The organism is Methylorubrum thiocyanatum (assembly GCA_014138645.1).
Classification (GTDB): domain Bacteria; phylum Pseudomonadota; class Alphaproteobacteria; order Rhizobiales; family Beijerinckiaceae; genus Methylobacterium; species Methylobacterium thiocyanatum.
Genome location: JACJIB010000003.1, coordinates 157037 through 176378 on the forward strand (window position 1 = coordinate 157037; position 19342 = coordinate 176378).

Here is a 19342-nt window from a genome sequence, read left to right on the forward strand (position 1 = left end):
ACCGTCGTCGCAGACCGGAAGCCGCCGGACGTGATCCGAACCGCCCCCCGTCTCGCGTCTGAGGCCGAAGCCCGGCCGAGTTGCGGCGACCATATCGGTCGGCCGTCGGGACGCTGCTGCGAGCGCATTACGTTCAAGTATAAGATTTAATCCTGATTAAAATGCGGGCTCTGTGCAATTTATTTGCATTAGTCACGATGTGTTCTTGCGCACTTGGCTTGCAGGACCAGATTTATATTCAAGCAATGTGCCTCTTGTTTGGGCCGAGCTCCGCAAGACAGGAGAAATTTGTTGTTTGGTGGATTAAACCGCGCCTTCGGTCTTCTTGTTGCCGCTGCCCTCATCGTCTTGCCAGCGTCGGCGCTGGCACGGCGCACGATGGATCTCCAGGGCCCTACCGATCCCAATCGGGTCCATTGCGACATCGTCGTGAAGCGTCCCGGCGGAAATCCGACGCAGGACATGACCGGTTCGATCGGCCACGCAAAGAGCTATCAAAGCGGCGGCGGCCGAGCGAACCCGCTGATCTGCTATCTTCCCGGAACACGCTGAAGCATCGCGATGCGATAGTGAGCGGGACGTCGAGTAAAGCGACCCGCATAACGGCGGAATCACCTGCGATGCTTGTCTGACGGAGGACAATGCCGAGTGCGGCTCCGCATCGTTAGATCAGGCATGAATCTGCGAAAAGGGATCACCGAAAATCGAGAAGGATCCACGATCGAAAGGGAGATGAAGCGTGACCGGAACGACGCCTTTGAAACTCGTGCTTGTCGGAATGATCTACCTGATCTCGCACACGACCGCGGTTGCGATGAATCATCCCGCGCGAACCGGAACGGGCGGCGGCCCGGAGACGACGATCACAGCCCCGCATGTCGCGCCGACCGGCCGGGTCATTCCGCGTCCGCAAAGCTCGACTTTGCCAGCAGCCGGCGAGGCCGGGCAGCAGCCCGAACCGCCGGTCAAGGACAGCTTCCTCATGAAGGACATCTGCGTCGGCTGCTGAGCCGGTCCGGTGGGAACGCTGTCGACCGGCGGCCGATCGATCGAAACGAACAGGCCCGGCGCCCTGACGGCGCCGGGCTTCGCGCTGCCTGACGACGCCTACGGCTCCTTGAAGCCGTATTCCGGCACGCCGTCCTCGTTGCCGTAATACTTGTAGGGCAGGAACTTGCCCGACATGGCGAGCTTCACCCGGTCGCCCTTGTTGTTGGGCTCACGTTCCATCGTCATGTTGAAGTCGATCGCCGACATGATGCCGTCGCCGAACTCCTCCTGGATCAGCTCCTTCCAGGTGGTGCCGTAGACCATCACCAGCTCGTAGAAGCGGTAGATCAGCGGGTCGGTCGGCGGCATCTGCGGAATCGAGCCGCGGTAGGGCGCCTCGTTCAGCATCCGCTCCTCGGCCTGGCTCAGACCGAACAGCTCGGCGGCCTTCTTGGCCTGCGCCTTCGGCAGCTTCATCTGGCCCATGCAAGCGGCGGTGATGAGGATCGGCGAGATGCCGCCGATCTCATCCTGGATGTACTTCCAGGTCCATCCCTTCTCGCGCTTGATGTCGAGGAGCTTCTCGGTGAGGTCTTCGCGCTTCATGCTCGTCTCCCTGCCGGCCATCGGCCGGCCGTGAACGGGGTGGGCCGTTCGGATGCCTGGGGGCGCAGCCTCCGAACGGCCCGACCGTCGCGACCCGCTCGCGCGGACCGGACGGCACTCCGATGACGGAGCCGTAAAACTGGATCCGCCTCTGCGTATGGAGACCGCAAGCGGTGTGCCAACCCTCACTTGAGAAATTTGGTCAAACTTTTCAACGATTTGCCGGTCAATAGCCTATCTACGAAATTTCGTTTATGACGAGATCTCGTAGAGCGACTGCGAGATTTCGTGGTGTTTGCCATCACTCAGGAAGAGTCCTCGGTCTACGGTCCCGCCTTCGACGAGAATCGCGAGGCGATGCTGGTGTTCGAGCCCCTGGTCGACCGCATCGATGAGGCCAATTCGGCCGCCGCCCGCCTGCTCGGCTACAGCCGCGCTGCCCTGCGGGCCATGCCGGTGAGCGCCTTGCATCCGGATCAGCGGCCCGCGCTCGTGGTGTTCACCCAGGCGGTTCTCGCCAAGGGGCAGTGGTGGACGCACGCCCTCACCCCTCGCCACGGCGAGGGCCGGACGCTGCGGCTCGAATATGCCGCCTGCACGCTGGCGGGTGAGCCCGCGCGCCTCCTCGTCACCCTCTACGACCTCGACGAGCGCGAGCGCCGCCGCGTCGACCGGGAAGCCGAAGAGCATATGCGTGCCGGCCTGCCCGAGTGGCAGCGCATGGAACGCATCTTCCGCGACATCGAGCGCGGCAACCGCCTGATCCTGCGGGCGGCGGGGGAGGGGATCTACGGCGTCAACGCCGAAGGGGTCACGACATTCGTCAACCCGGCCGCCGAGCGGATGCTGGGCTGGCGCTCTGCCGATCTCGTTGGGAAGGACATGCACGCCACCGTCCACCACACCCATGCGGGCGGGACGCATTATCCCCACCACGATTGCCCGATCTATGCGGCCTTCCGCGACGGCGCCGTCCATCAGGTCGATGGCGAGGTGTTCTGGCGGAAGGACGGTAGCTGCTTTCCCGTCGAGTACACCTCGACGCCGATCCGCGAGGGCGGGCAGTTGCTCGGCGCGGTGATCGTGTTCCGCGACGTCAGCCAGCGCCGCGAGGCCGAGGACCGGCTGCGTTCGGCACTCGCCGAGGTGGATTCGCTGCGCGAGCGCCTGGAACAGGAAAACGCCTACCTCAAGGAGGAAATCCGCTCCGAGAGCCATCACCAGGGCATCATCGGCCGCAGTCCCGCGATCGAGGCCTTGCTGCGCCAGATCGACGTGGTGGCCGGGACCGATGCCACAGTGCTCGTCACCGGAGAATCCGGGACCGGCAAGGAACTGATCGCCCGGGCGATCCATGAGGCGAGCCGCCGCCGCGACCGGCCGCTGATCCGCGTGAACTGCGCGGCGATCCCCCGCGACCTGTTCGAGAGCGAGTTCTTCGGACATGCCAAGGGCGCCTTCACCGGAGCACTGCGCGACCGGGTCGGTCGCTTCGAGCTCGCGGACGGCGGCACGCTGTTCCTCGACGAGGTCGGCGAGATTCCGCTCGATCTCCAGGGCAAACTCCTGCGCGTGTTGCAGGAGCGTCAGTTCGAGCGGGTCGGCGAGGAGCGCACCCGCGCCGTCGATGTCAGGCTGATCGCGGCGACCAACCGCGACCTCAAGGAGGAGGTGCGCCGCGGGCGGTTTCGCGAGGATCTGTATTTCCGCCTGAATGTCTTCCCCGTCGCCTCCGCGCCGTTGCGCGAGCGCCGCGAGGACGTGCCGCTGATCGCTCAGCACTTCCTGAGGGCGGCGGCGCGTCGCCTGAACCGGAGCGACCTGCGCCTGACCGAGGCCGATGCCCGCCGCCTCGCTCGCTACGACTGGCCGGGCAATGTGCGCGAGTTGGAGAACGTGATCGAGCGCGCCGCGATCCTCGCCGAGCGGGGGCGCTTGCGCTTCGATCTGCCGGAAAGCCGCGGGTCCGGTCTGCCGCAGCCGGCGCCGGAGCGGCCTGCGGATCTCGGCCGCCCGCTCACGGAGGAGGAGCGCCGCGCCCGTGCCCGCAGCGAGATCGAGGCGGCCCTGCACCTCAGCGGCGGCCGGGTGTTCGGCGCCGGTGGCGCGGCCGAGTTGCTCGGCCTCAAGCCGACAACGTTGCGCTCCCGCATGAAGGTGTTGGGGATCGGACCGACCTGACGGCCCGCGTTTCTCCCTGAGGAGGGTGGCGTCGAGGGCTCGTTCTTCGCAAGCCTGTCATTTGCATCTGCTTGGAGTTCATCTGATACAACCCGACCCTGCCGCCGGCCTTCGAGGCGGAACGCCGCGCGCGGAACAGCTGCGGTGAGCCGAGCCGGACGATGCCTTGAGAGCGGAACCGACAGTCAGCCGCGGGGCGAGAGCGACCCGTCCCTTCGGAGGCGGCATCCGGCTCCTTGCCCTCTCCGCCCTGCTCTGCGCCGCGTCCGGCTTGGCCGAGGCCCAATCGCCCCCAGCCTTGACCTTGCCCCAGCCGCTGGCCTTTCTGCCGACGGGCGCGGGCGGCGACCCGCAGACCGCGATCGCGCAATCGCGGACGTCGGATCAGCTCTCCGTGACGAACGAGGGCTCGATCCAAGAGGCGCTCGGGCCCTACGGCGATCCGTTCGGCCTGCGCGCGGCGCTCGCGGCACGGGGCATCACCTACGTCCTCACCTATATCGGCGAGGGCTTTGCCAACACGTCCGGCGGGCTGCGGCGCGGCACGACCTTCGGCGGCCGCCTCGATGCCGCCCTCGACATCGACCTCGATAAGCTCGCCGGCTGGAGCGGCGCCCGCTTCCACACCGACGTCTTCCAGATTCACGGTCACGGCCTGTCGCGGCGCTTCGTCAACAACCTGACGACGGTGAGCGGCATCGAGGCGTTGCCCTCCACGCGGCTGTTCGAGCTTTGGATTGAGCAGCGCTTCTTCGACGATCGCTTCTCGGTAAAGATCGGGCAGGTCTCGGCGGATACCGAGTTCGCCATCGCACAATCGGCGGTGGTGTTCCTCAATGCCGGCTTCGGCTGGCCGAATATCGGTGCCGTGGTGCTGCCAAGCGGCGGGCCGATCTACCCGCTGGCCACCCCCGCCCTCCGTCTGAAATACGAGCCGACCGCCGAACTCTCGTTTCAAGGCGGCCTGTTCAACGGCGACCCGGCGGGGACGCCGCCCACCGGCGACGAGACCGACCCGCAGCGGCGCAACCGCACCGGTACGAATTTCCGCGTCAACGATTCGGCGCTGCTGATCGGGGAGGTGGCCTATGCCTATCACAGCCTGCCCGGTACGGAACGGCTGCCCGGCACCGCGACCCTGGGCGGATGGCATCATTTCGGCCGGTTCGAGAGCCCTCGCCTCGACGCCGTCGGCGGGCGTCTGCTCGCCGATCCCGAGGCGAGCGGCCTTGCCCGGCGCTTCCGCGGCAATGCGGGCCTCTATGCGATGATCGACCAGACGGTCTACCGGGAGCCGGGCCGCGACGAGGCGGGCGCCTCGGCCTTCCTGCGGATCTCGGCGGTTCCGAGCAACCGCAACCTGGTCGATCTCTACGTCGATGCCGGAATCGCCTATCGCGGCCTCTTCGCCGGCCGCCCCAACGACACGCTGGGCCTCGGCCTGATCCATTCCCGCATCAGCCCGGCCGCCCGGGCCTTCGACCGCGACGCCCTGCTCTTCGGCACCGGGCCGGGGCCGGTGCGCAGCAGCGAGACCGTGTTCGAGGCGACCTATCAGGCGGAGGTGGTCCCCGGCCTCACTGTCCAACCCGACCTTCAATACGTCATGCGGCCCGGCGGCGGGCTGGCCGACGACCGCGGCCGCCGGCTCCGCAACGCCACGGTCCTCGGCCTGCGCGCCACGGTCAACTACTGAGGGACGGTCCCGCGGGCGGCGCCCCTCATGGCCGCGGCGCGACGGGCCCGATCACCCGATAGGCCGGTCCGTCGGCCCCGGCGTCGTTGAGGGTTTCCAAGAAGGCGATCAGGTCGGCCTTCTCCCGCGCCGTGAGGTGGAGCGGCCGGATGTCGCGGGAGCGGCTCGGCCGATCGATGCCGCCGCGGTCGTACAGATCGATGACGGCGGACAGGTTCGTGATCGAGCCGTCATGCATGTAGGGGGGACGCCGGGCGACGTTGCGCAGGGTCGGCGTCTTGAAGGCGTGGCGCAGGGCCGTCGAGCCCGGGAAGAACCGGCCCCTGCCGATCGCGCCCTCGGTGGCAACGCCGATATCGTGGAAGGAACCGTCGGTGAAATTCCAGCCGGAATGGCAGGCGGCGCAGTTCGCCTTGCCGGTGAACACGTCGAAGCCACGCTTGGCCGCCGGACCGACGGCGGTCGAATCGCCCTCGACCCAGCGGTCGAACGGAGCCGGGCCGGAGACGATCAATCGCTGAAAGGTGGCGAGCGCCTGTTCGATGCGCTCCGCGGTCACCCCGCCATCGCCCACGGCCGTCTCGGGGAACGCCCCGGCGAACGCCTTGACGTAGTTCGGGTCTGCGGCGAGGCGCCGGACCATCTCCTCCGGCGGCATGTTCATATTGCCGGGCGCGGTCAGCGGCGTGCGGGCCACCGTCTCCAGGCGGCGGAACTTGCCGTCCCAGCCGTAGATCTCCTCCGTCCAGGCGACGTTGAGCAGCGTCGGCGTGCGAAAATCCATGAACCCGCCGTCGCTCCGCGGTGCGCGCGGCTGGGAATCGGTCCAGTCCTGCCCCGGTATGTGGCAGGTGGCGCAGGTCCGGTCGCCGTCGCGGGAGAGCGCGGGTTCGAAGAACAGGGTGCGGCCGAGTTCGGCCTTGGCGGCGCGATAGGGGTTGTCGTCGGGGAACGGGATCGCGGCCGGCCGGCGGTACTCGGCCAGAGCGAGCGAGCGATCGGGTTCGCCGTGCGTGGCGAACGCCAAGCCTCCCAGTAGGATCGTCAGGAGGGCGGCCTTGCCCCCCATGAATTTCCAAGCCATTCGAACCTCGACCGGATCGATCCTGGAGGCGTTGGCTTAAATTTCAGTTAAAAATTTACGCAAGAGGCCCAGCAATGACGTTCATCGAATCGTCTTCGAAGGTCATCAGGCGCAGATATTTTAGTGCGTCAGCGTAGATCTCCCAACCCGGATGCGTATAATGATTTTTTACTTTACCGAGACGGCAAGCTTCATTTTGGGGTGGATCCCGCAAAGGATCGTGAATTGTCCAGATTTCGGGAAGGTGACGACCGTCTTGCTTCCCGGCAGTTGCTCGCCGGTGTCGAAACTGAAGTCGGGGCCCTCGAGATAGGCGTGATGGACGAGTTCCCCGTCGTCGTTGACGATGGCGATGGACTCGCCGGCCCGCAGCGTGATCGCCCCCGGCGCGAAGGCCCGGCCCTTCTGTGTCACCCGGTGGGAGGCCGCATCACCCGACAGCGAGAGGGCTGCGCCGGACGCGACGAAGGTGATGGTGCTGAGTAACAACACAGCCCCCGTCCGCCGCCCTCCGGCCGTCCGTCCCAGGTGGCAGGCGTCGCTCATGCCCTACTCCTCGTTCTCCCGAGGACGCCTCCGCGCACTCGCTCGGCGAAGGGAAACATCGATGAGATTGCATTCGCCTTAACGTCATCGCCAGTTTCATGGGGTATGCTTCCGAATTCATCGGCGCGGCACGTTACCTTAACGATTTGACCGTCAGACTGGCCGCGACCAGCGAGCGTGTGCCCGATGAATCCTTCACGCCGATCGGCAGGCATTTTGCGGTGGCGCGTGGCCCTTGATGCGGTTCTGCGCGGCACCCGCACGATTCGCGGCCGCATCTTCCTCGCCTTCCTGATGCTGAGCGCGATCACCGCGGGGCTCGGCGGCTATGCTGCCCTCGGCATCATGACGACCGGCGAGCTGGTCGACAAAACCTACGATCGCTCGCTGATGTCGATCAATTATGCCCGCGCCGCCGCCTCCGACCTCGCGGCGCTGCAGGCCACCGTCGCCCGCGCGCGCCTCGCGGGTGACGCCGAGGAGCGGCGCACGCTCGAGACGCGGATCGAGCAACTGACGCAATCCTTCGGGGAGGATCTGGAGATCGCCGCCGACCGCGCTCAGTCGGAGCGTGCGACGCGGGAGGCCGCTGCCGCCAAGGACGCCGTCACCCACTGGCTCGCCGCTCGGCGCGAGTTCGGTCCCGATCGGCAGACGGTGGATGTCTGGCAGGCGCTCGACGCCCATGCGGCGGTGGCCGAGCAGCATATCGACCTGCTCATCAACTTCACCGCCGGTGACGGCTTCGCCTACCGCCAGACCGCCCGGGCCGTCGTCGCCCGCGATGTGCGGTTCAGCGTCTTCGCGACGGCCCTCGCCATCATTCTCTCGGGAATCGTCTCGCTCCTGCTCTTGCGGCAGATCATGCGCCCGGTGGCCGACGCGTCGACGGTCGCGAGCCGAATCGCCGCGGGCGAGTTGAGCGTGACGGTGCCCGAAGGCGGTGCTGACGAGTTCGGCGCCTTGCTGCGGGCGATGGCGGTGATGCGCGACAACATCGCCGCGATGATGCAGGAGGAGGTCGCGCAGCGTCGCTCGGCCCAGAGCCTGCTCGCGGATTCGGTTCAGGGCTCGATCGAGGGCATTGTCGTCGTCGATCCGCAAGGGCGTATCGTTCTGGCCAACGAGCGGGCCGCGGCCATGCTCGGGTTCGATCCGGCCGAGACCGGCCACCGTCCACTGTCGGAGGCGAGGGGATCGGCCGTCGCCGACACCCTGCTGGCCATGCCTGGCAGCGGCACCCTGACGGCGGAGGCGCAGTCCGCTGACGGGCGTTGGCTGCGCATCAGCCGCAGCCCGACGCGGGAGGGCGGCTTTGTCGCCGTCTGCAGCGATGTGTCCCTGCTCAAGGAGCAGGAGGAGCAGCTCAAGCGCAGCAATTCCCAGCTCGACGCGGCCCTCAGCAACATGCTGCAGGGGCTGTGCCTCTACGATGCCGCGGGCGGCCTGCTCGTCTACAACCGCCGCTTCTGCGACATGCTCGGTCTCGATGCCGGCGAACTTCGGACGGGGATGAGCCTCCGCGAGGTGGCCCGCCTCGTCGAAACCACGTCCAATGACGGAAGCGCGTTCGGCCTCCTGATGGAGCAGCAGGCCCTGCTCCACCGCGGCGTGAGCGGATCGCTGTGCTGCCCGATCCGGAAGGACTGCATCGTCTCGCTCAAGCAGCAGCCGACCGCGGAGGGCGGCTGGATCGCCACCTACGAGGACGTGACCCAGCGCTATGAGGCGGAGGCACGGATCATCACCATGGCGCGCCGGGACGCGCTGACGGGGCTGGCCAACCGCATGGTGTTCGGCGAACGCCTGGAAGAGGCGGCCGCCCGTCTCGAGGACGGGTCCGGCGCCGGCTTCGCCACCCTCTGTCTCGATCTCGATCGCTTCAAGGAGGTCAACGATACCCTCGGCCATCCGGTCGGCGACGGCCTGCTGCGCAGCGTCGCGGAGCGGCTGCAGAGCTGCCTGCGGGAGACGGATCTCGTCGCGCGCCTGGGCGGTGACGAGTTCGCCATCGTCCAGGCCGGCACGCATGCACGCCGGGACGCGAGCGCCCTGGCCAAGCGCCTGATCGCCGCCTTCCAACAGCCGTTCCTGCTCGACGGCCATACCGTCACCGTCGGCCTCAGCATCGGCATCTCGCTCGCGCCGGAACACGGGACGAGCCCGGAAAAGCTCCTCAAGAGCGCCGACCTCGCCCTCTACCGGGCCAAGGCGACCGGCCGGGGCTGCTGGTCGTTCTTCGAGGAGGAGATGGACCTGGAGTTGCGCAAGCGCCGGGCGATGGAGAGCGACCTGAGAACGGCGGTCGGCAACGGCGAATTCGAGTTGGTCTTCCAGCCGATCGTGAAGCTCGACCGGCAGCGGATCGCCACCTGCGAGGCGCTGCTGCGCTGGCGCCATCCCGAGCGCGGCTACGTCTCCCCCGCCGAGTTCATCCCGCTGGCCGAGGAGACCGGCAGCATCTGCGAGATCGGCGAATGGGTCCTGCGCAAGGCCTGCAGCGAGGCCGCGAAATGGCCCGGCGGCATCGGCGTGGCGGTCAACGTCTCCGCGGTTCAGTTCAAGAACGCGGCGGTCGTACGGGCGGTGATGGAGGCGCTTACCGCGAGCGGGCTGCCGGCGCACCGGCTCGAACTGGAGATCACCGAGTCGGTCCTGCTGAACGACAGCGTGACGACGCTGGCGACGCTCCACACCCTCAAGCGCCTTGGCGTGCGGGTGGCCATGGACGATTTCGGTACCGGCTTCTCATCCCTGAGCTACCTGCAGAGCTTCCCCTTCGACAAGATCAAGATCGACCAGTCCTTCGTGCGCAACCTCGGCGAGACCGGCAATGCACGGCTGATCGTGCGCTCGGTGGTCGGCCTCGGCCGCAGTCTCGGCATCACGACCACGGCGGAGGGCATCGAGACCGAGGCACAGCTCGAACAGCTTCGTCTCGAAGGCTGTGAGGAAGGCCAGGGCTACCTGTTCAGCCGTCCCGTCCCCTCCGCGACGATCCGCGAACTGGTCTCGACGCTGGGACGGAATGCGGCCTGAGGCGCGGCGGCGGGCAAGGCACCGCTCGGATCCTCAAGGCATATTGATCGACGCCTCCGAAAGTATGCATTGTGCTATATCAGCACAACATATGATCGCACCAGATTGGCGTTAGTTTTTACTGAACAAAGCTCGCATCCGGCGATTTCCCCGACACAGGAGCCGAGGCACAGCCGCGTCGAAAGACTTGGCCGTGCCCGCCCGTGTGGTTTATCGTTCGGAAAGTGAACTTATGTATTATTTCGACAAGCGTCTCCAATATGCGGTGCGGGTCGACAGCCCGGATCCGATCTACGCGCGGATGCTGCAGCAGGCGATCGGCGGCGTCGAGGGCGAGATCCGGGTCTGTATGCAGTACTTCTTTCAGGCCTGGGGTAATCGCGCGCCGAACACCAAGTATCGCGACATGCTGCTCCATACGGCAACGGAGGAGCTCGGCCATATTGAGATGCTCGCGACCGCCGTCGCGATGAACTTGGAGAACGCGCCCACCAAGGTTCAGGAAGCGGGCGCGGCCGATGCCATCGTCGGCGCGGTGATGGGCGGCGAGAACCCGCGCCACATCGCCGAGGGCATGCTGCACAAGCACCTGCTCTCCTCGGGCATGGCCGCTTTCCCCGGCAATTCCGACGGCGTTCCCTTCGACATGAACCACATCTACGCCAGCGGAAACATCGCGGCGGACATGTATTGCAACGTCGCCGCCGAGGCGACGGGCAGGACGCTGGCGGTGCGCCTGTCGAACGCCACCAACGATCCGGGCATGAAGGACATGTGGTCCTTCCTCATCGCCCGCGACACGATGCACCAGCAGCAATGGCTCGCGGTGATCGAGGAACTCGGCGGAGTCGAGGGCGCGCTTCCGATTCCGAACAGCTTCCCGCAATCGGAAGAGAACCAGAAGTTCAACTACAGCTTCTTCGCCACGAACCGCGACGGCGCGCCGCCGCCCGAGGGCCGCTGGACCGCCGGCCCCTCCCTCGACGGCAAGGGCAACTTCAACGTCTTCCAGAACGAGCCCATGGGGCAGGAGCCGGTGCTCGGCCCGGCCCGTCCCGATAGCGGCGCCGAATCCCAGCAGATCGGCTGATTTCGCGGCCGCCCGGATCCACACGCATCCGGGCGGCCGACCTCGATCGACCCCACACCGTTCGAACAGGAGAAGCCGACGATGGCGCTCGACACGCGCGAGATCTACGTCACCGCCCTCAAGAACACCCACGCCCTCGAGATGCAGGCCCTGCAGATCATGGAGCGTCAGGTGGAGCGGCTCACCCGCTACCCCGAGATGGAGGAGGCCTTGCGCCGCCATATCCAGGAGACGCATGGCCAGCGCGCCCGGCTGGAAGAGGCGCTACAGTCGCTCGGTGACAGCCCCTCGAGGATCAAGGAGGGCATTCTCGGCTTCGTCGGCAACATGATGGCCCTGGGCCACACGCCGGCGCAGGACGAGATCCTGAAGAACACCTACGCCAACCACGCCTTCGAGAATTTCGAGATCGCGGCCTACGAGTCGTTGCTCAGCATCGGTGAGGCCGCAGGGCAGGGCGGCAGCCTGACGGGGTTCCGTCAGTCGCTCCAAGAGGAGGAGGCGATGGCGCGCCGGGTGCGCGAACTGATCGGCCCGACGACGAAGCGCTACATCGACCTCACGGTCGCCGGCGAAAAGGCGGACCGCTGAGCCGTCCCAGACCCTCGGCATCCGGCAAGGCGCGACACGCAGCGCCGGATGTCGCGCGGATCGAACGCGGATCCGCATGTAGCGTCAGGGCTGAGCCGCGAGCCAGATCACGTGGCGCGGCCCGCTTGAGCCGCTCGCGGGCAGGCGAACCTCCTCGACGGCGAAGCCCAGGCGCTGAAGCCGCGCCTTGAACTTGCGGTCCGGCGTCCCCGACCAGACCCCCAGCGTCCCGCCGGGCTTGAGCGCCCATTGCGCCCGCTTCAGGCCCCAGACGTCGTAGAGGCGGTCGTTGGCCCGCCGCATCAGACCTTCCGGGCCGTTATCCACATCCAACAGGACGGCATCCCACCCGGCGGGTTCGGATTGGATCAGGCGGGTCACGTCCGTCTCGCGCAGATCGACGCGCGGATCGTTGAGGCAATCGCCGAAAACCGGAGCAAGCGGTCCGCGGGCCCAGGCAGCGACGGCGGGCACCAGTTCGGCGACGACGATGCGAGCCTCCGGGCCGAGCTCGCGCAACGCCGCGCGGAGGGTGAAGCCCATGCCGAGGCCGCCGATCAGGACGCGGGGCGCCGGGCGGTCCGCCAGCCGGGCGCAGGTCAGCGAGGCCAGCGCCTCCTCCGAATGGCCGCGCGTGCTGTTCATCAACTCGATGTTGCCGACGACGATCGAGAACTCGCTGCCCCGCCGCATCAGGCCGAGGCTTTTGCCGCCGCCGGGCACTTCGGCGGTGTCGAGATGCACCCAGTCGTTCATCGCTGCCTTTCCCGGGCCGATGCCGGGTGCGACCCCGTCTGCATCCGCCGCCATTGCTCTTTCTGCTGAAGGCCGCCTATCAGCGCGCATGTCCAAGCGCACCAAATCTCTGCCGCAGCAGCGCGGCTTCGTCCTCTTCGATGTCGTCTACGCGGACGGCACACGCGCCTCGAACCGGCGCGTCCCGATGGAGATCCTCGGCGGGCTCGACGGCGACGAGCCCGCCCGCCAGCTGATCGCGGAGCAGGAGGCGGAAATCGCGCAGAAGGCCGGCCGGCCCCCGCGCGAGATCCAGCAACTCACCCGCTCGCCGATCCCGAAGCCGGTGCCGGCCACCTGAGGCCAAGGGCCGTCCCCTGCGCACTTGAAGCCGCAGGGGACGGCCCGCTCGACGATGCGTCCGGGCCACGTTTCCCGGCGGTAGGTCTGAAACGAAAAAGGGGTCGGCTCATCGCCAACCCCTTCAAGACCATACCGAATTGGATGGTACCACCGCCCCGGCTCGAACGGGGGACCCCTAGATCCACAATCTAGTGCTCTAACCAACTGAGCTACGGCGGCACGTGAGGGGGACTTATCCCGAGCCTCGCGGCATTTCAAGCGTCTTGAACGCGCCTTGTCCCGGATCGCCCCATCGATCCACCGATGCTAGACGGCGGGCGCATGGCCGCCATGGCTTTCCGTCCGGCCTCGTCCCGGAAGCGATGGCCGACCTGTCCGAACAGATGATGCAGGGCCGGCCATCCCGGACCCTCCAGCCTGCGCGAGCGCGATGAGCCCGACTCCGTCCCCGCCCGTTCCCGCCCCGCTCCTCCAGGCACCGGTGCGGCTGCGGGCCTGGGTGCGGGGGAGCGAGGTCGCGCTCGTGCTGCTGGCGGCTTTGACCGGCTGCATCGGCGGGCTTGCCGTGGCCGCCATGAGCGGCGCGACCCAATTCCTGCGCGAACAGCTCTACCGGCTTCCCCCCGGCCAGCGTCTGAGCAGCCTGTCGGACCTTCCCGCCGACGGCCTGATGGGCGCCGCCTTCCTCGCCCCGGCGCTTGGCGGCGCCGTGCTCGGGCTGCTGCTCCTGATCGCCACGTGGCGTCGCGGGAAGGCCAAGCGCGCGGTGGTCGATCCCATCGAAGCCAATGCGCTGCATGGCGGGCGGATGTCGCTGCGCGGCTCCCTCGACGTGGCGGCGCAGAACGTGGTCTCGAATGGCTGCGGTGCTTCGGTCGGGCTCGAGGCGGGCTACACGCAGGTTGCGGCGGGGATCGCCTCGCGGCTCGGCATCACCTTCAAGATGCGTCGCTCGGATCTGCGCACCCTGGTCGGCTGTGGCTCTGCCGCGGCCATCGCGGCCGCCTTCGGCTCGCCCCTGACCGGCGCCTTCTACGCCTTCGAACTCATCATCGGCACCTACACCATCGCAACGCTCGCTCCCGTCGTCGTCGCCGCCCTGTGCGGCAGCCTCGTGGTGCGCGCGCTCGCGCCCCAGCCCGCCTTCGTCGATGTCGGCGCCCTGGCGCTGGCCAAGAACACGGCGGTGGATGCCGGCGACACGCTGCCCTGCCTCGTTCTTGGACTCGTCTGCGCCGGCCTCGCGGTGCTGCTGATGCGCGGCGTGACGCTGGTGGAGCAGGGTTTTCGCGTCTCGCGCCTGCCCGCGCCCCTGCGGCCCGTCCTCGGCGGCCTGTGCGTCGGCGGCCTCGCCCTCGCGACGACGCCGCAGGTGCTCTCGGCCGGGCACGGGGCACTCCACATCTACCTCGCGCCGGAGGTCGCGGTGGGGCTCGGTGCCCTTGCCGGACTCGTCATCGCCAAGGCCGCCGCCTCGGCGATGTCGATCGGGTCGGGCTTCCGCGGCGGCTTGTTCTTCGCCTCTCTCTTCCTCGGTGCACTGGTCGGGCGGCTGTTCGCCGGCATCGCGCCGCTGTTCTGGCCCGGATTCGAGAGCTTCGGCCTCGCCCCGGTCGGCTACGCCGTGGTCGGCATGAGTGCCTTCGCCGTCGCCATCGTCGGCGGCCCGCTGACGATGACCTTCTTGGCTCTGGAGATGACGGGCAGCTTCCCGGTAACCGGGCTGGTGCTGGCCTCGGTGCTCGCCTCCTCGCTGACGGTGCGCAAGACCTTCGGCTACTCCTTCGCCACCTGGCGCTTCCACCTGCGCGGCGAGACCATCCGCAGCGCCCACGATATCGGCTGGATGCGCAGCCTCACCGTGGGGCGGATGATGCGCAAGGACATCCGGCCGGTCACCCTCGATACGCCGATGGCGACATTCCTGCGCGCCCATCCCCTCGGTTCGCCGTCCCGGGTCGTCGTGGTGGACGAGCACGACCGTTATGCCGGGATCGTCCTCGTTCCCGAGGCCCATGCCCGCGCCGCCGAGAACGGCACCGAGACGCCGCGCCTGTCCGACGTGGTCCGCTACCCGGGATCGTTCCTGCTCGCCGACATGAGCGTCAAGCAGGCCGCGGCGGCCTTCGACGGAGCCGAGGCCGAGGCGCTTGCCGTGCTCGACGATGCCCGGAGCCGTAAGGTCATCGGCCTTCTGACCGAGAGTCACACGCTCAAGCGCTACAGCGAGGAATTGGACCGGCAGCGGCGCGCCATGCTCGGCGAGGCGGCATAGGCAAGGCGAGATCGGCAAGACGAGATCGGCGAGGCGGCGTCGGCGACGCGGCACAAGCGAGACGGCCATGCTATGAAACGCGCCATGACCCTGCGCGTCGTCCTCGCCAGCCTCGCCCTCTTCCTCGCCCTCGGTTCGGCAGCCAGGGCGGATTCCTGCGACGGCCTCACCGTCCGGCTGATCCGGGGCACGGGCGCCGCCCTCGCCGGGCGCAGCGGATCGCTCGTCGTGTTTCGCGCGGCCGACGCCGACCGGATGAGCCTCGATTGCGTCGCGCCCCGGCGCCTGCTGTTTCGATCGGATCTGCGCCAGCCGCCGGCCGCCTTCTTCGTCCTGATCGGGCTTGCAGCCCGGACGCTCACCGGCGCGCCGGCCGGGGCCGTCGAGACCCTCGCCCGGCGCCTGCATCAGGACAGCCTGCTCACCGGCACGCCGCAGCTCGGTGAAGTCGGAGGCGCGGTGCTGCGCTGCGATCCCGGCGACCGGCCGGACGGCTTCGGCGTCGGCAGCCTGTGCCGTCTGGCGGCGGACCGGCCGGCACGGCGACGGTCGCACGGCCGATCGAGCGGTCTTTCCCGCGCCGCGGGGCCGGGCTAGAGCGGGCGTCATGCCCGAGACCACACAGACTTCCGGATCCGTCGTCCAGACCGGCGGCGTCGCCTTCGCCAACCACCTGCCGCTGGCGCTGATCGCCGGCCCCTGCCAGCTCGAAGGGCGGACCCACGCCCTTGAAGTCGCCGCCGCCCTCAAGGAGATGGCGCAGAAGCTCGGCATCGGCCTCGTGTTCAAGTCGTCCTTCGACAAGGCGAACCGCACTTCCGGCCGCTCGGCCCGCGGCGTGGGCCTCGACGAGGCGCTGCCGGTCTTCGCCGAGATCCGCGAGAGCCTGGGGGTTCCCGTCCTCACCGACGTGCACGAGGCCGAGCAATGCGCGCGGGCGGCGCAGGCGGTCGACATCCTGCAGATCCCGGCCTTTCTCTGCCGCCAGACCGACCTCCTGCTCGCCGCCGCCGCCACGGGGCGCGTGGTCAACGTCAAGAAGGGGCAGTTCCTCGCCCCCTGGGACATGGCGCATGTCGCCTCGAAGGTGACGCAGGCCGGCAACCCCAACGTCATCGTCACCGAGCGCGGCGCCTCCTTCGGCTACAACACGCTCGTCTCCGACATGCGCGCCTTGCCGATCATGGCCCGCGTCACCGGCGGCGCCCCGGTGGTGTTCGACGCCACGCATTCGGTGCAGCAGCCGGGCGGGCAGGGCGCCACCTCCGGCGGGCAGCGGGAGTTCGTCGCGGTGCTGGCCCGCGCCGCGGTCGCGGTCGGGGTGGCGGGCGTATTCATCGAGACCCATCCCGATCCCGACCGCGCGCCCTCCGACGGGCCGAACATGGTGGCTTTGGCCGACCTGCCGGCTCTGGTCGAGACGTTGATGGCCTTCGACCGCCTCGCCAAGGCGTCGGGCTGAGGATCCTGTCCGAAGGTCCGCGAACGGGCCCCCCGCGCGCGTTTCAGGTTTCGTTCAGGCGCCCGGCGCGATCTTCGACCTCAATCGAGAACAAGGCCGTGCGGACGAAGGCTTCGTCCGTCTCGAACCTGGCGGGAACTTCCGGCAAAGCTCGGGGTTTTCATTGCCAAGTCGTTTTCGGCTAAACGCTTCTCTGGATTGGAAAGGACGCTATGCGTAAGCTCGCCCTCGTGACCGCCGCCCTGATCTCGGTCGGCACGCTGACCGCCACCTCCGCCGACGCGCGCCCCTATGGCCGCGGCTACGGCCACCATCACGGCTACCATGGCGGTTACGGCCCGCGCGCCTATTACGGCGGACGCCGCCGCGGCATCGGCACCGGCGCGGCCGTCGGCCTCGGCATCGCGGGTCTCGCTGCAGGCGCGATCGCGGCCGGCGCGGCGCGGGACGCCTATGCCCGCGACAGCTACTACGGCCGTCCGGCCTACGGCGGCTACTACGATTACGGCTACTGAGGCATCCGCCTCGGTCTGACGGAAGAAGGCGGCCGGGTCACCGGCCGCCTTCTTCGTATCTGTCGCCATGCGAACGCGAGCGGCCGCGCATCGTGCGTGTGGCGGCCGAGCAGCACCGAGCCGGCGTCAGCCGCGGCCGCGATAGGGCGCCACGCCCTGATCCGGCAGCCAGACGGATTTGAGCGGCTCGCCCGTCTGCCAGAACACGTCGATCGGAATGCCGCCGCGGGGATACCAGTAGCCGCCGATTCGAAGCCAGCGGGGTTCGAGCAGGTCCGCGAGCCGCCGTCCGATACCGACGGTGCAGTCCTCGTGGAAAGCGCCGTGGTTGCGGAAGGCGGCGAGGTAGAGCTTCAGCGACTTCGATTCCACGAGCCAGCGGTCGGGCACGTAGTCGATGACGAGCGTTGCGAAGTCCGGCTGCCCCGTGACCGGGCACAGCGAGGTGAATTCCGGCGCGGTGAAGCGGGCGAGATAATCGGTGTCGGCATGCGGGTTCGGCACGCGGTCGAGCTGAGCCTCCTCGGGTGAGGCGGGCAGCGGCGTCTGGCGGCCGAGTTGCTTGGCGTGGGTCTCGATCGAATCCATCTCCGGCCTATACGCGCTGGCTCGGCCCCCGCCTACGGCTTCCGGCGAATGCCTGGGATTCGGCGGAACGGGTCCGGTGGGATCGACCGCGTCGATTTTGAGAAAAATTTGGTATCGGGCGGCTTTTGTACAACCTGCCCGCTCGCTCGCGCAGTCGGGGCGCTTGCCGACGTCCCGAGGTTGGCGGATAAGCCCGCGACGCAGAGCGTCGCAGGACGCGCGGGCCTCGAAGGCATCCGCGAGACGACCCCGCCGCGACGCACCGCCAAGGAGCGCCCATGACCGCGATCACCAATATCGCCGCCCGCGAGATTCTCGACAGCCGCGGCAACCCGACCGTCGAGGTCGATGTCCTGCTGGAGGACGGCTCCTTCGGCCGTGCCGCAGTCCCCTCCGGCGCCTCCACCGGCGCCCACGAGGCGGTCGAGCTGCGCGACGGCGACAAGGGCCGCTACAACGGCAAGGGCGTGCTCAAGGCCGTCGACGCGGTGCAGACCGAGATCCTCGACGCCATCGGCGGCATGGATGCCGAGGATCAGGTCGCGGTCGACGAGGCGATGATCACCCTCGACGGCACGCCCAACAAGGCCCGGCTCGGCGCCAACGCGATCCTCGGCGTCTCCCTCGCCGTGGCCAAGGCGGCGGCCGAGACCGCCGGCCTGCCGCTCTACCGCTATGTCGGCGGCGTGCAGGGCCGGGTTCTGCCGGTGCCGATGATGAACATCGTCAACGGCGGCGCGCATGCCGACAATCCGATCGATTTCCAGGAATTCATGGTGATGCCGGTCGGCGCCACCTCGCTCTCCGATGCCGTTCGGATGGGCGCCGAGATCTTCCACACCCTCAAGAGCGCCCTGAAGAAGGCCGGCCACAACACCAATGTCGGCGACGAGGGCGGCTTTGCCCCGAACCTGCCGTCGGCGGAGGCCGCCCTCGACTTCGTTATGGAGTCGATCAACGCCGCCGGCTTCAAGCCTGGCAGCGACGTCGTGCTGGCGCTCGACTGCGCCGCGACCGAGTTCTTCAAGGACGGCGCCTATCACTACGAGGGCGAGGGCCAGACCCGCTCGATCGAGCAGCAGGTCGAATACCTCGCCCGGCTCACGGAAGCCTACCCGATCCTCTCCATCGAGGACGGCATGTCCGAGGACGATTGGGAGGGCTGGAAGCTGCTCACCGACCGGATCGGCAACCGGGTGCAGCTCGTGGGCGACGATCTGTTCGTGACCAATGTCGAGCGCCTCGCCCGCGGCATCGAGACCGGCACCGGCAACTCGATTCTCGTGAAGGTCAACCAGATCGGCTCGCTGACCGAGACGCTCGCCGCGGTCGATATGGCCCAGCGCGCCGGCTACACCGCGGTGATGTCGCACCGTTCCGGCGAGACCGAGGACTCGACCATCGCCGACCTCGCCGTCGCGACGAATTGCGGGCAGATCAAGACCGGCTCGCTCGCCCGCTCGGACAGACTGGCCAAGTACAACCAGCTCATCCGCATCGAGGAGGGTCTCGGCGCCCAGGCGCTGTACGCTGGCCGCAGCGCGATCCGGCAGCTCGCCGGTCGCTGAACGAGCGTCCCAT

Annotated in this window: 18 protein-coding genes and 1 tRNA gene; 13 read left to right on the forward strand and 6 right to left on the reverse strand. The window is 68.1% G+C overall.

Translation table 11 applies throughout. The features are described from left to right. Positions 1-291: 291 nt before the first annotated feature. Positions 292-552 carry a hypothetical protein gene (locus HNR51_RS08200; RefSeq protein WP_152277298.1) on the forward strand — a complete coding sequence of 87 codons (261 nt, stop codon included), beginning with the start codon at positions 292-294 and terminating at the stop codon, positions 550-552. A gap of 187 nt (positions 553-739) precedes the next feature. After that, positions 740-1009 (forward strand): hypothetical protein, encoded by a 270-nt coding sequence (locus tag HNR51_RS08205; RefSeq protein WP_182554627.1) that lies wholly within the window; start codon positions 740-742, stop codon positions 1007-1009. Between the two features lie 98 nt (positions 1010-1107). On the opposite strand, the gene cynS is transcribed toward HNR51_RS08205, so the two are convergent. Then, positions 1108-1596 (reverse strand): cyanase, encoded by a 489-nt coding sequence (cynS, locus tag HNR51_RS08210; RefSeq protein ID WP_012454767.1) that lies wholly within the window; start codon positions 1594-1596, stop codon positions 1108-1110. A gap of 300 nt (positions 1597-1896) precedes the next feature. On the opposite strand from cynS, the gene HNR51_RS08215 reads away from it, so the two are divergent. Further along, positions 1897-3777 (forward strand): sigma 54-interacting transcriptional regulator, encoded by a 1881-nt coding sequence (locus HNR51_RS08215; RefSeq protein WP_283215061.1) that lies wholly within the window; start codon positions 1897-1899, stop codon positions 3775-3777. A 166-nt stretch (positions 3778-3943) separates the two neighbouring features. Further along, positions 3944-5473 (forward strand): carbohydrate porin, encoded by a 1530-nt coding sequence (locus tag HNR51_RS08220; RefSeq protein WP_182554629.1) that lies wholly within the window; start codon positions 3944-3946, stop codon positions 5471-5473. 25 nt (positions 5474-5498) lie between these two features. Here HNR51_RS08220 and HNR51_RS08225 read toward each other — a convergent pair whose 3' ends face one another. Together HNR51_RS08225 and HNR51_RS08230 are read right to left on the reverse strand one after the other, a co-directional pair. Further along, positions 5499-6557 (reverse strand): cytochrome-c peroxidase, encoded by a 1059-nt coding sequence (locus HNR51_RS08225; RefSeq protein ID WP_182554630.1) that lies wholly within the window; start codon positions 6555-6557, stop codon positions 5499-5501. A 168-nt stretch (positions 6558-6725) separates the two neighbouring features. Beyond that, positions 6726-7103, reverse strand: a complete 378-nt coding sequence (locus HNR51_RS08230; RefSeq protein WP_182554631.1) for a cupredoxin domain-containing protein — start codon at positions 7101-7103, stop codon at positions 6726-6728. A 186-nt stretch (positions 7104-7289) separates the two neighbouring features. Here HNR51_RS08230 and HNR51_RS08235 point away from each other — a divergent pair, with 186 nt between their 5' ends. The 3 genes from HNR51_RS08235 to HNR51_RS08245 all read left to right on the forward strand — a co-directional run bounded on the left by HNR51_RS08235 (position 7290) and on the right by HNR51_RS08245 (position 11823). Beyond that, entirely contained in the window at positions 7290-10142 is a 2853-nt protein-coding gene (locus tag HNR51_RS08235) for an EAL domain-containing protein (RefSeq protein ID WP_182554632.1), read from the forward strand. Between the two features lie 232 nt (positions 10143-10374). Beyond that, positions 10375-11232, forward strand: a complete 858-nt coding sequence (locus HNR51_RS08240; RefSeq protein ID WP_012454773.1) for a manganese catalase family protein — start codon at positions 10375-10377, stop codon at positions 11230-11232. 81 nt (positions 11233-11313) lie between these two features. Next, complete coding sequence (locus HNR51_RS08245; protein WP_182554633.1) at positions 11314-11823, forward strand: ferritin-like domain-containing protein; 510 nt, start codon at positions 11314-11316, stop codon at positions 11821-11823. An 84-nt stretch (positions 11824-11907) separates the two neighbouring features. Here HNR51_RS08245 and HNR51_RS08250 read toward each other — a convergent pair whose 3' ends face one another. Beyond that, entirely contained in the window at positions 11908-12579 is a 672-nt protein-coding gene (locus HNR51_RS08250; protein ID WP_182554634.1) for a polyamine aminopropyltransferase, read from the reverse strand. Positions 12580-12667: 88 nt separating this feature from the next. On the opposite strand from HNR51_RS08250, the gene HNR51_RS08255 reads away from it, so the two are divergent. Further along, positions 12668-12919, forward strand: coding sequence for a hypothetical protein (locus tag HNR51_RS08255; protein ID WP_012454776.1), 252 nt, complete (start codon positions 12668-12670; stop codon positions 12917-12919). A gap of 144 nt (positions 12920-13063) precedes the next feature. Here HNR51_RS08255 and HNR51_RS08260 read toward each other — a convergent pair. Further along, positions 13064-13140 (reverse strand) — tRNA-His (locus tag HNR51_RS08260). A 211-nt stretch (positions 13141-13351) separates the two neighbouring features. On the opposite strand from HNR51_RS08260, the gene HNR51_RS08265 reads away from it, so the two are divergent. From HNR51_RS08265 to HNR51_RS08280, 4 genes are all read left to right on the forward strand, one after another. Next, positions 13352-15196, forward strand: coding sequence for a chloride channel protein (locus HNR51_RS08265; protein WP_182554635.1), 1845 nt, complete (start codon positions 13352-13354; stop codon positions 15194-15196). Between the two features lie 84 nt (positions 15197-15280). Beyond that, entirely contained in the window at positions 15281-15793 is a 513-nt protein-coding gene (locus HNR51_RS08270) for a hypothetical protein (RefSeq protein WP_182554636.1), read from the forward strand. Between the two features lie 10 nt (positions 15794-15803). Further along, on the forward strand, positions 15804-16658 hold the full coding sequence (gene kdsA, locus HNR51_RS08275) for a 3-deoxy-8-phosphooctulonate synthase (protein WP_182554637.1): 855 nt from the start codon (positions 15804-15806) through the stop codon (positions 16656-16658). A gap of 212 nt (positions 16659-16870) precedes the next feature. Next, positions 16871-17173, forward strand: coding sequence for a hypothetical protein (locus HNR51_RS08280; RefSeq protein ID WP_012454780.1), 303 nt, complete (start codon positions 16871-16873; stop codon positions 17171-17173). 126 nt (positions 17174-17299) lie between these two features. On the opposite strand, the gene queF is transcribed toward HNR51_RS08280, so the two are convergent. After that, on the reverse strand, positions 17300-17761 hold the full coding sequence (gene queF / locus HNR51_RS08285; RefSeq protein ID WP_141951715.1) for a preQ(1) synthase: 462 nt from the start codon (positions 17759-17761) through the stop codon (positions 17300-17302). A gap of 278 nt (positions 17762-18039) precedes the next feature. Here queF and eno point away from each other — a divergent pair, with 278 nt between their 5' ends. After that, the gene (eno, locus tag HNR51_RS08290) at positions 18040-19329 is read left to right on the forward strand and encodes a phosphopyruvate hydratase (protein ID WP_141951716.1); all 1290 of its coding nucleotides are present in this window, start codon (positions 18040-18042) and stop codon (positions 19327-19329) included. Positions 19330-19342: the final 13 nt, after the last annotated feature.

Coding starts and splice junctions, on each gene's coding strand:
- cynS (WP_012454767.1), bottom strand. CDS start 1,596: ATGAAGCGCGAAGACCTCACCGAGAAGCTCCTCGACATCAAGCGCGAG.
- HNR51_RS08225 (WP_182554630.1), bottom strand. CDS start 6,557: ATGGCTTGGAAATTCATGGGGGGCAAGGCCGCCCTCCTGACGATCCTA.
- HNR51_RS08230 (WP_182554631.1), bottom strand. CDS start 7,103: ATGAGCGACGCCTGCCACCTGGGACGGACGGCCGGAGGGCGGCGGACG.
- HNR51_RS08235 (WP_182554632.1), top strand. CDS start 7,290: ATGAATCCTTCACGCCGATCGGCAGGCATTTTGCGGTGGCGCGTGGCC.
- HNR51_RS08240 (WP_012454773.1), top strand. CDS start 10,375: ATGTATTATTTCGACAAGCGTCTCCAATATGCGGTGCGGGTCGACAGC.
- HNR51_RS08245 (WP_182554633.1), top strand. CDS start 11,314: ATGGCGCTCGACACGCGCGAGATCTACGTCACCGCCCTCAAGAACACC.
- HNR51_RS08250 (WP_182554634.1), bottom strand. CDS start 12,579: ATGAACGACTGGGTGCATCTCGACACCGCCGAAGTGCCCGGCGGCGGC.
- HNR51_RS08255 (WP_012454776.1), top strand. CDS start 12,668: ATGTCCAAGCGCACCAAATCTCTGCCGCAGCAGCGCGGCTTCGTCCTC.
- HNR51_RS08265 (WP_182554635.1), top strand. CDS start 13,352: ATGAGCCCGACTCCGTCCCCGCCCGTTCCCGCCCCGCTCCTCCAGGCA.
- HNR51_RS08270 (WP_182554636.1), top strand. CDS start 15,281: ATGACCCTGCGCGTCGTCCTCGCCAGCCTCGCCCTCTTCCTCGCCCTC.
- kdsA (WP_182554637.1), top strand. CDS start 15,804: ATGCCCGAGACCACACAGACTTCCGGATCCGTCGTCCAGACCGGCGGC.
- HNR51_RS08280 (WP_012454780.1), top strand. CDS start 16,871: ATGCGTAAGCTCGCCCTCGTGACCGCCGCCCTGATCTCGGTCGGCACG.
- queF (WP_141951715.1), bottom strand. CDS start 17,761: ATGGATTCGATCGAGACCCACGCCAAGCAACTCGGCCGCCAGACGCCG.
- eno (WP_141951716.1), top strand. CDS start 18,040: ATGACCGCGATCACCAATATCGCCGCCCGCGAGATTCTCGACAGCCGC.